Here is a 12,541-nt window from a genome sequence, read left to right on the forward strand (position 1 = left end):
GTTTATTTTTTTACTGGGCTGAATTCATGCACCCATACCGTCATTGTTGGCAACCAAGGCATACCCGGATGGTAGGATAAAATAGATTGTTTATAGTCTTCTACGGATGTGAAGCCTTCTTGTTTTGCATGTTCATCTGTTAAATCACCAAGTGATTGAATATACACAGCATCAACAATAAATGACGTACCTTTAAGTTCCATAATTTCACCAATATCTGCATAACGACCGTTACGACGAGTAGCGGTTTTTTGTCCTTGTAATACTTTCTCAACATCAGACTCCATTGTCACTAAACGGTCTACAGAACACGTTTTTGGAGGTAAATTTACTTCGTTTTGGTTCGTCATTTTAAATTCCGCCTTTTTGTTTAAGTTAGTTTAATTTGGATGTTGGGTATCTTGTTAGTAAACATTCATTATTAGTGTACACGCTAAATAGAATTTGAACCATGATTTAATGAAGTAAATTTAATGAGTTTTGAAGGGGGATTATATATGAGAGTAGAAACTTCCGAAACAGTATTGGCAAAAAGTACTGTAAACCGTATTGAAGAAATTGCAGGAACATTTCCAGGTTATCGTCGTGCGCATGCAAAAGGGATGTTATATGAAGCTACATTTACGCCAACTGGTGAAGCCTCAGCGTTTACGACAGCCTCTCACTTAAGAGATACTGAAGTTCAAGCAATTGTTCGTTTTTCAAATAGCTCACCGAACCCATCAACTGCCGATGCTCTTGCTGCAGTAAAAGGAATGTCTGTACAATTCCAATTACCAAATGATGCTGTAACTAATTTAGTAAGTATTACATTACCAATCTTTGTCACGAAATCTCCACAAATATTCTTTGATATTTTAAATACAGTGAAATCGTTTAAGAATGGAAAGCCCCATTTTAAAGATATGGTTAACCTTTTTGCATCCTATCCAGAAAGTCGAGCAGCCTTTCAAATGATACGCAAACTTAAACATACAAAAAGTTACGCTACAGGTCGCTATTGCGCAGTGCATGCATTTTATTTAGTAAATGAACAGGGCTTTAGAACACCCGTAAAGTTCGAATGGGAACCCGAAGCTGGTATAGAAACATTGTCAATTAAGGAAGCTATATCTTTACCATCAGATTATTTAGGAATAGAAATGAGCGAACGTGTAAAGCTAGAAGAAGTTCGATTTCGATTACAAATTGTCATAGGAGAACAAGGTGATTCTACTGATGATCCGACAAAAGAATGGCCAAAGGATCGACAACGAATTAATGCAGGAGTATTGCGAGTGAAAACAAAAGCCATTGTAGATCAAGATCACTTTGTCTTTGATCCGACTGTTTTACCTCCGGGTATCGAATGTTCGGATGACGAAATCCTATCTTTTCGTAAAGATGCGTATTCTGTTTCCTATGATAGACGGAAAAAAGGCCAATAACAGTAAGATATACACATTATGAAGCAAACTATCCACAAAATGTGTATAAAATTCAGAAAACGAGACGTTATCCACATGTGGATAACGTCTCGTTTTTAATTTACCTTCATTGGAAGCGAATTCTTACATTTATCGGTTTCTATAAAATTCATTAATTGCTGAGTCACTTTTTATAACGGACAGGACTTCTTGTTTCCACGATTTAGAATCACCAACGTAAAAGGACATATCACGGCCGTATAATCCTTCGATTTCTGCTCGAGTGAATTGGAAATGCATCAATTTATCATTTTCGGGTTCTAAGTGAAAATCGATGGTGTCCAAGTTATCAATAACCATAAATAATACGCTAGCATTGTATAATAGCATGCTTCTTTTATCTGTCCAATACTCCTCGTATTCACCAGTGGTCATCTGTTCTTTATCATTCCGTCCATAATTGACTGTTAATCCATAGGGCTGTTTTTTTGTTTGCAATTCAATCGTTTTTCTATACTTGGCACCAGGAAGTTCATCCAAAATCGCAATCACTGAGCTATTATCTCCTATATAGGATCCTTTATATGGCGTGTAATCCTCCAACTTGTAGGATATTCCTTGAAGTGATACAGTATCGTCTATAAAAGAGGATTGCTCGGCAGGTTGGAAGTTATTGTTTTCTTGTATTGAGTTGAAAACGAAGAATGCCAGTAATGCAAACACCGCGATGCCCGCTATATTGATGAAGAGGTGCTTGTATGATTCACGTCTCTTTTTCATAGGAGACTCTTTTTGCAGTTCTTTGAGTAAAATAGAATGTATCAAGTTTTTTGCCTCGTATTTCATCAATAGCGAGATGTCGAGCGATACTATATAACCAGGTTTTTGGACTTGCTGCTTCATTGAAGGAGTCATAGGATTTAATTGCTTGTATAAAAACTACTTGGACCAAGTCTTCAACGTCTGAAGAGCCTATCCTATACAGAAAGAACTGGTAAATCACATCACTATACAAGTCAAACCATAGTGAGATTTGTTGATTTTTCCCCATTACACCCTCCGGAATTCTATCGTTATGTATTAGTCGAATTCTATTCATGAGTATCGCATGTAAAATGAAAAGAATTTATTAAATCTAGTTGGAATAAGCATAAAGGGTAAAAATGTTGGGGTTTTAGTTAAACTTGGTGGGTAATATGCATACACTACTAGTTGGTTAGATTAAATAATAAAACATAAAGGAGAACAATACATTATGAGCATTGCTGTGATATATGGAAGTACTCGCATAAATGGGAATACTGAACAATTAACGGAACATGTGATAAAAGGACTTGAAGTAGAGAAAATTTTTCTGCGCGATTTCTTAATTCAACCAATTGATGATCGTCGACACACAGAAGGTGGATTCACAGATGTGGACGATGACTATAGTGAGTTGGTTGAGAGAATGATGAAACATGACACATTTATATTTGCGACACCTCTTTATTGGTACAGTATGTCAGGAACTATGAAAAACTTTATTGATCGATGGTCACATACGATGCGCGATGAGAAATTCCCAGATTTTAAAAAACAACTTGGCACAAAAAAAGCATATGTCGTAGCAGTGGGTGGCGACAATCCTTATTTAAAAGGGCTACCGCTCATTCAGCAATTTAACTATATCTTTGAATTCATGGGCATGACATTTGGAGGTTATGTACTTGGTAAAGCGAGTCGTCCGGGTGATATAACCGAAGACATGACGGCAATTACAGCTGCGGTTCACTTAAATAAAAAAATAAGTCAATAAATAATCCTATAATAGAGTGTCGGACACCGAAGCTTCTTTGGAGGGAATAATCTCCCAACACAAGTCGGTGTCTGGCATTTTTTAGAGAAATATTAATTCTTTTTTATCAGTTTCGTGAATTTTGTTTGTTTAGAACGTACGAAAACTCATTTATAATGTATGATTAAAGGATTAAGCGGTAATAATCGTGCTAACATAAGAATTACATAGTCGAAATAGTATTTGGAACGGGAGGAACCGAGTATGAGTGAGGCTGCTTTATTACAACGAGAAGCGATGGATGTATTAAAACAAACGAGTCGGACTTTTTTCATTCCAATAAATTTTCTAGAGCCGACCTTACGAAAAACGGTTGCATCTGCGTACTTATGTATGCGTGCCATTGATGAAATAGAAGATCATCCAGATATGAAAGCTGAGACAAAACGTCAATTATTAACATCGATTAGTGAAAGTATGAAAACATCTTTCGACGCTGAAAAGTATCGTGCACTTATTCAACCTTACCAAAACTTGCTTCCAATCGTAACCCAACGTCTAGCAGATTGGATTTTATTATGTCCACCGGATGTAGTAGAAAAGGTAAAAGCGTCAACTGCTGATATGGCAGAAGGTATGGCGAAATGGGTCGATAAAGACTGGCGCATTAAGACCAAAGAAGATTTAGATGATTATACGTATTATGTGGCAGGTCTAGTTGGATGCATGTTGTCTGATTTGTGGAAATGGCATGATAATACCGAAACAGATCGTGAGAAAGCGATTGCTTTTGGACGAGGCTTACAAGCAGTAAATATTTTACGTAATCAAGAAGAAGATCATGAGCGGGGCGTGCGTTTCTTGCCTGATGGTTGGGAGAGAGAAGATTTATTTTTATATGCAAAGCAAAACTTAGCAATGGGTAACGATTATGTGAAAGATATTAACAATCGTGGAATTACGATGTTTTGTAAAGTACCGCTTGCTCTTGCAAATAGTACATTAAAAGCAATGAAAATAGGTCGTGAGAAAATTTCCCGTAAGGAAGTCGAATCAATCGTAGCTGACCTTGAAAATCACAATTGATCAAAAATTGCAGACTGAAAATAATTTTAAAGTGTAAGTGCCAGCCACCAAGGATCTAGTTGGACATGAAATGTCCCGCTAACCCACTGAGTGACTGGCACTTTTATGTTTATATTTCTACCTTGCTTCTACAGATTTTCCTAGCTGAGTAAGACGTTGGGCGAAGTCCTCAGTGCGTGGTGTTGTCCCCTTAAAGACATCGTGCATTTCATATGCTTGAGTACCATGTTCAAATGAATCCAATCCCACAGTTTCTGCTTCTTTACAAACTCGTAAAGGACTAAACGCACGTATTACTAACAAGCTACCACCGACAGTTAGTGATGTCCAAGTAATGATTGCAGCGATACCTACTAATTGAATTGCAAGTATTCCTAAGCCGCCGCCATATAGTGCACCGTTTGTTGTGTCGAACAAACCAACTGCAAGTGTTCCCCAAATCCCTCCGATTCCATGTACAGAAATAGCTCCGACAGGGTCGTCGATTTTTGCTTTAACATCAAAGAAGCGAATGCTCTCCGTCATCAACACACCTGCAACAAGACCGATTAAAATAGCACCAACAAGTGAAACATTTGCGCAACCAGCAGTAATTCCCACTAGTCCGCTAAGAGCTCCGTTTAATGAAAGTGAAGCATCCATTTGTTTGTAGCGAAGCTTTGTATAGAAAGCAGTAGATATTACTGCTGCAGATCCAGAGAGTAATGTATTAGCAATAACTATTGGGACTAGTGTAGCGTCAGCCGCAAGTGTGCTAGCTCCATTAAATCCGAACCAACCTACCCATAATATTAAGACGCCAAGCGCTCCTAGCGGGATGCTGTGGCCAGGAATGACATTCACTAAGTGGTCTCGATATTTTCCAATGCGAGGACCAATCAGCCATGCAGCAATTAATGCACCAACTGCTCCAGTTAAGTGAACGACTGATGATCCAGCAAAATCGATGAATCCCAATTTAGATAGCCATCCACCACCCCAAACCCAGTGTCCAACAATTGGGTAAATAACCCCAGCCATCGCAACTACTAGTAGAAGGTAAGAAGATAATTTCATCCGCTCGGCTACTGCGCCCGAGATTATCGTTGCACACGTAGCGGCAAAGACAACCTGGAACACAAAGAAACCAATATCTTCACGCCCAAGTAAGGCAAACCCCTCAGTGCCAATTAGACCGAAGGCAGAAGGGCCAAACATAATCGCAAATCCTACGATAAAATAAAGGAGTGCACCGATCGATAAGGTCAATAAATTTTTCATTAATATGTTCACTGTATTTTTGGAACGAGTGAATCCTGTTTCGACCATCGAAAAACCTGCATGCATAAAGAATACTAAAATTGCACCAATCATCATCCACATCATGTCGACAGAACTCTGTACTGCTTCAATTGCCTCCATATTAATTCCCCCTTAGTATACGGCGATTGCGCCGCGTTCTTTTGTCCGAATTCGAATTGCTTCATCCACCGGAAAAATGAAAATTTTTCCATCTCCCACTTCGCCAGTAGCTGCGTACTCTAATATGGCTTCAATAATTGGTTCCACTAAATGATCTTCAACCACCATTTCTAATTTCAATTTCGCTGAAAATTCCATTTCATACACGTTTCCACGAAATAGCCCGGTTCTTCCTTCTTGTCTACCGCACCCAGCAATTTCAGTCACACTTAGACCATCAATACCTTCTAACGCTAACGCTTTCCGAACATCTGAAAACACATCCGGTCGAATAATTGCCTCAATTTTTTTCATAATCCTTCTCCTTTCGTTTTCTCTCTCTAACATATGTTAGGTTTTCTAACATGGTAATTCAAAAAAGTTAAATAATCAAACTATTTTTAAAATTGATGTTAGATTTTATAACATGTAGTGAAAATATGAGGATATTGACCTAATAAAAAGGGGATGAGGTTTTTATTTTTATATACAAAAAGCGGCTGTTGTAAAAAACAACGACCGCTTTCTTTAACTCCTAAATATTGATTATGTTAGTCAATCGTCAAATTACACTTTTACTACTAAACCGATTGTTTTTATTTTTGTGCTTCAAAGTAGATAGCTGCAAATAGTTTAGCCGTCATCAGCATCGCATTTTCGTCAAAATCAAATTGTTCATGGTGGTGTGGGAAAACGAGTGATTCATCTTGTAGTTTCGCTCCAACAAAGAAAAAGGCGCCTGGCAAAACTTGTGTGTAATAACTGAAATCTTCAACAGGCATCACAGGAGGTGTTTCCATGACTGCATCTTCACCATAGAGATCGAAGGCTGCGTGTCTGACGATTTCCATTGCTTCCGGGTGGTTCCATAATGAGTCGTAGCCAGTTTTGATTGTTACTTCTGCAATCGCTCCTAAGCCTATTGCAACATTTTCGGCAATTTCACGCACGCGGCGACTTGCCAAGTTGCGTAATTCTGGATCGAATACACGAATTGTTCCTTCAAGCACAGCTTCGCTCGGGATAACATTGTCGGCTTCTCCCGCATGGAATTTCCCAATGGATACCACCAGTTCCTTCAATGGATCTGTATTGCGACTGACGATTGTCTGTAGAGCGACCATAATGTGGCTTGCAGCTAATATTGGATCAACCCCGTTATGTGGTTCCGCTCCGTGTGTACCAAATCCACGTACCACAATTCTAATGGTGTCTTCGGAAGCTTGCAGGTAACCATCTCGCACATAGACATGTCCACTGTCCATTTTGCTTTGCAAATGAGCACCATAGACAAGGTCAACTCCATCTAGGCATCCGTCTTTAATCATCCCCCGTGAACCACCAGGCGGGAGTTCTTCCCCGAATTGATGGATAAGAACCACGTTACCAGATAGCTTGTTTTTTATTTCCATCATAGCTTTTGCAAATCCAAGTAACGCTGCTGTGTGGCCATCGTGACCACATGCATGCATTACACCTGAAACAGTCGATTTATATGGAACTTGCTTCATGTCTTGGATTGGCAATGCATCGAAGTCCGCTCGGAATGCAATCGTTTTTCCAGGTTTTCCACCTCTGATTGTGCCGACTACTCCACGACCGCCAACTCCTCGTTTTACTTCAACCCCAAACGCTTCTAACTGATTAGCGATGAAGGCAGGCGTGTTAATTTCTTTGTGAGACAATTCAGGGTGCATATGTAAATGACGACGAACCTCAACCATTTCACTAAAAGTCTGCTCCAATTTACGCAAAACAACTTCTTTCATAACGATTCCTCCTAGTAACAATAATAAATTTCATGGTAGAAATAAGGTAAATAATTCACCTGGGAAGGGGAATTTCAAATTAAAGAGAATTGTATTTATAGTGTACTTCACAATGATTGTATCAAAAATGATTAATATCGTATAATAAATATTTAAAGTGAATATTTATACACATTTAGAATATTATCGAAAATAATAGGAGATGACCAGATGAAAATGAATCAGCAAATAGAACAACAAATTCAACAATGGTTTTCTCATTTCCATGCAAATCCTGAAATAAGTTGGAATGAAATCAAAACGACGGCAAAAATCGCAACAATACTGGATAGACTTGGCGTGACATATCGAACGTTCAGTGATGTCACTGGACTCGTCGCTGAAATTGGCAGCGGTACGGAAGTAATAGCCGTTCGGGCAGATATCGATGCGCTGTGGCAGGAAGTGGACGGTGTTTTTCAAGCAAATCATTCATGTGGACATGATGCCAATATCTCCATGGTTCTTGGCGCATTGCTTTATTTGCAGGGGTATTCATTGCATAAACGAATTCGTTTTATTTTCCAACCAGCCGAAGAAAAAGGAAACGGGTCAATCGCGATGATGGAACGGGGGGTTGTTGATGATGTTACGTACTTATTTGGCATTCATTTACGCCCGATTGAAGAATTACCTTTCGGAAAAGTGACACCTTCCATCCATCATGGAGCGGGTGTATTTTGTGAAGGGAAAATCGTAGGTGGAGATGCACATGGCGCGCGACCTCACCAAGGAAAGAATGCAATTGATCTGCTAGTTGCAATCCATCAATTTATTAAGTCCATTTACGAATCACCATTTGAACCGTATTCTGTAAAATTGACGAACATGCACGCAGGTGGGGAAAGTCTCAATATAATTCCAGGAACAGCTACCTTTGCAATTGATGTTCGGGCACAATCCAATGAGGTATTGACTCGCTTGCAAGAAAAAGTGAGTGGAGGACTGGCTCACTTAGGGGCTTTGTATGATGTGGAAATTTCATGGAAATGGAATGATTACACGCCTGCTGCAGAAGTATCTGCGAACGCTGCAAACCTAGCAGATGCAGCAATACGTGAAGTGTTAGGTGATGAACACACGGCGCCAGCAGTTATTACCTCAGGAAGTGATGATTTTCACTTTTACACGATCAAGCATCCTTCAATAAAAGCCACTATGTTAGGTGTGGGCGCAAACTTAGAACCTGGCCTTCATCATCCTAAAATGTCATTCGACCGTGATGCACTGGGTGTCGGCGCCCGTGTTCTTGCGGCGACAGTACTGAGAGCAGCTACTCATGAAACTCGAGGGCTACAATGAAAGAAGGCGTTTCTGAGTCTGCTTTCTTTTAACTGTTCTTTTGATTCGTTATAATGCCCTTTATGAACCTTTTCTTCTAATGAACTTAGAAGCATTCACTACATAAAGATCAGGAGGAAATCATATTGGCAACAACTCTAAAAGGTAAGAATGCTATTATTACAGGTGCAGGACGTGGTATTGGACGTGCAATAGCTATTGCTTTAGCAAATGAAGGCGTTAATGTAGGTCTTCTTGCTCGTTCTGAAGAACATTTGCAGCAAGTTGTGAAAGAAACTGAAGCACAAGGTGTAAAAGCTGTTTTCGCAACTGCTGATGTTTCTTCAAATGACGAAGTCACAAAGGCAATTGATTCATTGACCAGTGAACTGGGAACGGTTGATATTTTGATTAATAATGCTGGAATTGCGAAATTCGGCAAATTTATGGACCTTGACGTTGAAGAATGGGAAAAAATCATTCAAGTCAACTTGATGGGAGTTTATTATGTGACTCGTGCAGTATTGCCTGGCATGATCGAACAGCAATCTGGAGATATTATCAATATTTCTTCTTCTGCAGGACAAAAAGGTGCACCAATTACGAGTGCTTACAGTGCATCAAAATTTGGCGTGCTTGGAATTACGGAATCCTTGGCAATGGAAGTGCGCAAGCATAACATCCGTGTAACAGCACTGACACCTAGTACTGTTGCCACAGATTTAGCGATCGATAATGATTTGACAGACGGAAATCCTGATAAAGTTATGCAACCTGAAGATATTGCAGAGTTTATCGTGTCTCAATTGAAATTAAACAAACGCATCTTTGTTAAAGAAGCGGGACTTTGGTCAACAAATCCTTAGAATATTTTTGATGGATGTCAGGTAGAGAGGCGAATTTAGCTATCTTGCCTGGCATTTTTAAATATTTTAAAAACATCTTCAATGAATGTGTGAAATTATCATTTACTTGGGTATGGTTAAGGAATACAATTAATTTTATTTCATTTCATTAATTGGAGCGTGGAAGGTATGAATCGAATATTTACAATTCTTGTTATGATTGGAGTGCCCTTAACTGTGGTCGCTTCTTTGTTACATTGGTCTAGCATTGTTATGTTTATTATTTGTTCGGTTACGATTATTGCCATTTCAAGTTTTATGGGTCGTGCAACAGAGAGTATTGCGATTGTTAGTGGACCGCGAATTGGTGGGTTACTAAATGCCACTTTTGGTAATGCGGTTGAGTTGATTATTTCAATTTTTGCATTACAAGCTGGATTAATTGGAGTGGTGTTAGCATCGTTAACTGGATCTGTATTAGGAAATTTACTTTTAGTTGGAGGTCTTTCCTTTTTCTTAGGTGGGATTAAATTTAAACGACAGAAATTTAGCATTCATGATGCACGTCATAATTCTGGGTTACTGGTGTTCGCGGTCTTTGTGGCATTTGTCATTCCAGAAATATTTTCATTGTCCATGAATGAAACGAAAACGTTACAATTGAGCGTTGGTATTTCCATTATCATGATTGTTTTGTATTTAGCTGGATTATTCTTTAAATTGGTCACACATCGTGGAGTGTATGCTCATACTGAAGAAGATGTACCGACAAAGCATGAAGAACCTGAATGGTCGAAGAAAAAAGCGTTAATCATCTTGTTATTGTCAACTCTAGCTGTTGCTTATGTTTCTGAAAATTTGGTCCATACATTTGAAGCGGTTGGAGAACAATTTGGATGGTCTGAACTATTTATTGGGGTAATCATTGTAGCGATTGTCGGGAATGCAGCAGAGCATTCATCTGCCATATTAATGGCGATGAAAAACAAAATGGATGTAGCTGTGGAGATTGCCATTGGTTCCACTTTGCAAATCGCCATGTTTGTGGCACCGGTACTAGTCATTATTTCTTTGTTTATGCCTACAGCAATGCCACTAGTATTTACGATTCCAGAACTCGTAGCCATGGCTACAGCAGTATTGTTAACTATTAGTGTGTCTAACGACGGTGAATCCAACTGGTTTGAAGGGCTCACATTACTGGCGGCATATTTAATCATGGGTATCGGTTTTTATTTATTATAAAATTACACAAAAAAAGCTTTTGACACTAATCGGTCAAAAGCTTTTTCTGTGCCAACATATCGACATGTTGTGCAATTTCTAAAAGAGACTGAAATTGTAACCCAGTATTGCGGTTAATTGATTTAAGGATATCCAATTCATTAGGTAAAGAAGCTTTTTTTATTTGCAAAATCGTTGAATCGTAAAAACTGCAAATCATAATTCCTCGGAACGTATGGAGAATCTCCCTACGAGGATTACTAGGTAAAGACTTGTTATCTATTTGTCGTAAGTCTATATTCATTCCATGGCTCCTCGGTACAAATTGATGGTACAGTACTCTATATACCCTTTTTCACTATTTATTACACATTGTGCTTAAACTACGCATTTAAAGGAGCTTGTTTGAATGAAACGAAAATTATTTTATGCAGATGTTTACCTTCAACGTGACATGACGAAAGTTGTAAATGTAGCAAAAGATGAATTAGAAAAATGGTACGTCACTTTAGAAGAAACTGTCTTTTTCCCCACTGGTGGTGGTCAGCCTCATGATATAGGTAAAATCAATGAAGTAGTGGTTTTCGATGTAGAAGAAATAGATGGAGAAATTAGGCATTACATAGCTGAACCTTTATTAGAAGTGGGCGAAGCAGTGGAAATGGAGATTAATTGGCAGCGTCGTTTCGATTTTATGCAACAACATACAGGTCAACATCTCTTGACTGCATCGTTTGTAGAATTATATGGAATTCAAACAACCAGTTTTCATCTAGGAAAAGAATTAGTAACGATTGACTTAGATGTAAAAAAAGTCACTGATGAGCAGTTACTTGAAGTGGAAAAACGAGCAAATCAAATCATTTTAGAAAATCGCCCGATTGAAACAAAGTGGGTAAACAAAGAAGAACTGGCAACGTATCCTCTAAGAAAAAAAGTGGCTGTCGAGGAAGATATTCGTTTAGTTATTATTCCGGATTTTGATTATAACGGTTGCGGAGGAACTCACCCCTCTTCAACAGGTCAAATCGGTACATTGAAAATACTTGATACAGAAATGCAAAAAGGTCATGTGAGGGTTCATTTCGTCTGTGGCAACAGAGTGCTAGATCAACTTCATCGCAAACAAAAAACATTACAAGAAGTGACTCACTTATTAAGTGCTTCGGAAGATGGAGTAGTCAACTCTGTGAAAGTATTATTGGATAATGGCAAGAAACATGAGAAAACGTTGGATGAAGCTCAACAACAATTACTGAACTACGAAGTGAAAGAAATTGTTGGCGATATGAAGGAAGGCACTACGTCGATTGAACGTGTATTCCAACAACGGTCCATACAACAATTACAAAAACTTGCACGACTTATAGTGACAGAAGCAACAACCTCTCAGTTAATTTTCATCGCTGAAAATGATGGTTTACTACAAATTGTATTGGCACGAGGTACTGACAATCAAACGAACATGAAACAATTAATCGCCCAAATCCTACCCCTCATCAATGGCAAAGGTGGAGGTTCGGAAACTTTCGCTCAAGGCGGCGGAGCGACGGACCAAACTGGCGAACAACTATTAGAAAAAATTCATGCTTTTTAATATATTGAAATAGTAAAGACTTTCTATAAAAGTAGAATATGTGTTCGGTGAATGCTATAATTTTCCTACAGATTTAT

At 38.7% G+C, this 12,541-nt stretch carries 14 protein-coding genes; 7 read left to right on the forward strand and 7 right to left on the reverse strand.

The annotated features are described in order from the left end of the window. Positions 1-2 precede the first annotated feature (2 nt). Positions 3-350 (reverse strand): ASCH domain-containing protein, encoded by a 348-nt coding sequence (locus C8K15_RS02690; RefSeq protein ID WP_108584890.1) that lies wholly within the window; start codon positions 348-350, stop codon positions 3-5. Positions 351-497: 147 nt separating this feature from the next. Between C8K15_RS02690 and C8K15_RS02695 the strand changes: the two genes are divergently transcribed. Then, positions 498-1,427, forward strand: coding sequence for a catalase family peroxidase (locus C8K15_RS02695; RefSeq protein ID WP_108584891.1), 930 nt, complete (start codon positions 498-500; stop codon positions 1,425-1,427). 129 nt (positions 1,428-1,556) lie between these two features. Here C8K15_RS02695 and C8K15_RS02700 read toward each other — a convergent pair whose 3' ends face one another. Both C8K15_RS02700 and C8K15_RS02705 read right to left on the reverse strand, forming a co-directional pair. Continuing rightward, a complete protein-coding gene (locus tag C8K15_RS02700; protein WP_158268247.1) occupies positions 1,557-2,186 on the reverse strand; it encodes a DUF4825 domain-containing protein in 630 nt (209 codons plus the stop codon). Beyond that, on the reverse strand, positions 2,170-2,457 hold the full coding sequence (locus tag C8K15_RS02705; RefSeq protein ID WP_108584893.1) for an RNA polymerase sigma factor: 288 nt from the start codon (positions 2,455-2,457) through the stop codon (positions 2,170-2,172). Before C8K15_RS02705 ends, C8K15_RS02700 begins: the two co-directional genes overlap by 17 nt. Positions 2,458-2,661: 204 nt before the next feature. Here C8K15_RS02705 and C8K15_RS02710 point away from each other — a divergent pair, with 204 nt between their 5' ends. Continuing rightward, positions 2,662-3,204: a flavodoxin family protein gene (locus C8K15_RS02710; protein WP_108584894.1), complete on the forward strand. Its 543-nt coding sequence runs from the start codon at positions 2,662-2,664 to the stop codon at positions 3,202-3,204. Between the two features lie 243 nt (positions 3,205-3,447). Further along, a complete protein-coding gene (locus tag C8K15_RS02715; protein ID WP_108584895.1) occupies positions 3,448-4,269 on the forward strand; it encodes a squalene/phytoene synthase family protein in 822 nt (273 codons plus the stop codon). A gap of 117 nt (positions 4,270-4,386) precedes the next feature. Here the strand turns inward: C8K15_RS02715 and C8K15_RS02720 are convergent, their stop codons facing one another. The 3 genes from C8K15_RS02720 to C8K15_RS02730 all read right to left on the reverse strand — a co-directional run bounded on the left by C8K15_RS02720 (position 4,387) and on the right by C8K15_RS02730 (position 7,478). Continuing rightward, a complete protein-coding gene (locus C8K15_RS02720; protein WP_199224050.1) occupies positions 4,387-5,670 on the reverse strand; it encodes an ammonium transporter in 1,284 nt (427 codons plus the stop codon). Positions 5,671-5,682: 12 nt separating this feature from the next. Further along, entirely contained in the window at positions 5,683-6,024 is a 342-nt protein-coding gene (locus C8K15_RS02725; RefSeq protein WP_108584896.1) for a P-II family nitrogen regulator, read from the reverse strand. A 281-nt stretch (positions 6,025-6,305) separates the two neighbouring features. Next, a complete protein-coding gene (locus C8K15_RS02730; protein WP_108584897.1) occupies positions 6,306-7,478 on the reverse strand; it encodes a M20 metallopeptidase family protein in 1,173 nt (390 codons plus the stop codon). A 216-nt stretch (positions 7,479-7,694) separates the two neighbouring features. Between C8K15_RS02730 and C8K15_RS02735 the strand changes: the two genes are divergently transcribed. From C8K15_RS02735 to cax, 3 genes are all read left to right on the forward strand, one after another. Further along, positions 7,695-8,819 (forward strand): amidohydrolase, encoded by a 1,125-nt coding sequence (locus C8K15_RS02735; RefSeq protein ID WP_199224056.1) that lies wholly within the window; start codon positions 7,695-7,697, stop codon positions 8,817-8,819. Between the two features lie 125 nt (positions 8,820-8,944). Continuing rightward, positions 8,945-9,664: a 3-ketoacyl-ACP reductase gene (locus C8K15_RS02740; protein ID WP_108584899.1), complete on the forward strand. Its 720-nt coding sequence runs from the start codon at positions 8,945-8,947 to the stop codon at positions 9,662-9,664. A gap of 168 nt (positions 9,665-9,832) precedes the next feature. After that, on the forward strand, positions 9,833-10,888 hold the full coding sequence (gene cax, locus C8K15_RS02745; RefSeq protein WP_108584900.1) for a calcium/proton exchanger: 1,056 nt from the start codon (positions 9,833-9,835) through the stop codon (positions 10,886-10,888). A gap of 25 nt (positions 10,889-10,913) precedes the next feature. On the opposite strand, the gene C8K15_RS02750 is transcribed toward cax, so the two are convergent. Then, on the reverse strand, positions 10,914-11,171 hold the full coding sequence (locus C8K15_RS02750) for a hypothetical protein (RefSeq protein WP_108584901.1): 258 nt from the start codon (positions 11,169-11,171) through the stop codon (positions 10,914-10,916). A 105-nt stretch (positions 11,172-11,276) separates the two neighbouring features. Between C8K15_RS02750 and C8K15_RS02755 the strand changes: the two genes are divergently transcribed. Further along, positions 11,277-12,464: an alanyl-tRNA editing protein gene (locus C8K15_RS02755; protein ID WP_108584902.1), complete on the forward strand. Its 1,188-nt coding sequence runs from the start codon at positions 11,277-11,279 to the stop codon at positions 12,462-12,464. Positions 12,465-12,541 lie beyond the last annotated feature (77 nt).

This window comes from Paenisporosarcina sp. OV554 (assembly GCF_003058165.1).
Lineage (GTDB): Bacteria > Bacillota > Bacilli > Bacillales_A > Planococcaceae > Paenisporosarcina.

Coding starts and splice junctions, on each gene's coding strand:
- C8K15_RS02690 (WP_108584890.1), bottom strand. CDS start 350: ATGACGAACCAAAACGAAGTAAATTTACCTCCAAAAACGTGTTCTGTA.
- C8K15_RS02695 (WP_108584891.1), top strand. CDS start 498: ATGAGAGTAGAAACTTCCGAAACAGTATTGGCAAAAAGTACTGTAAAC.
- C8K15_RS02700 (WP_158268247.1), bottom strand. CDS start 2,186: ATGAAAAAGAGACGTGAATCATACAAGCACCTCTTCATCAATATAGCG.
- C8K15_RS02705 (WP_108584893.1), bottom strand. CDS start 2,457: ATGGGGAAAAATCAACAAATCTCACTATGGTTTGACTTGTATAGTGAT.
- C8K15_RS02710 (WP_108584894.1), top strand. CDS start 2,662: ATGAGCATTGCTGTGATATATGGAAGTACTCGCATAAATGGGAATACT.
- C8K15_RS02715 (WP_108584895.1), top strand. CDS start 3,448: ATGAGTGAGGCTGCTTTATTACAACGAGAAGCGATGGATGTATTAAAA.
- C8K15_RS02720 (WP_199224050.1), bottom strand. CDS start 5,670: ATGGAGGCAATTGAAGCAGTACAGAGTTCTGTCGACATGATGTGGATG.
- C8K15_RS02725 (WP_108584896.1), bottom strand. CDS start 6,024: ATGAAAAAAATTGAGGCAATTATTCGACCGGATGTGTTTTCAGATGTT.
- C8K15_RS02730 (WP_108584897.1), bottom strand. CDS start 7,478: ATGAAAGAAGTTGTTTTGCGTAAATTGGAGCAGACTTTTAGTGAAATG.
- C8K15_RS02735 (WP_199224056.1), top strand. CDS start 7,695: ATGAATCAGCAAATAGAACAACAAATTCAACAATGGTTTTCTCATTTC.
- cax (WP_108584900.1), top strand. CDS start 9,833: ATGAATCGAATATTTACAATTCTTGTTATGATTGGAGTGCCCTTAACT.
- C8K15_RS02750 (WP_108584901.1), bottom strand. CDS start 11,171: ATGAATATAGACTTACGACAAATAGATAACAAGTCTTTACCTAGTAAT.
- C8K15_RS02755 (WP_108584902.1), top strand. CDS start 11,277: ATGAAACGAAAATTATTTTATGCAGATGTTTACCTTCAACGTGACATG.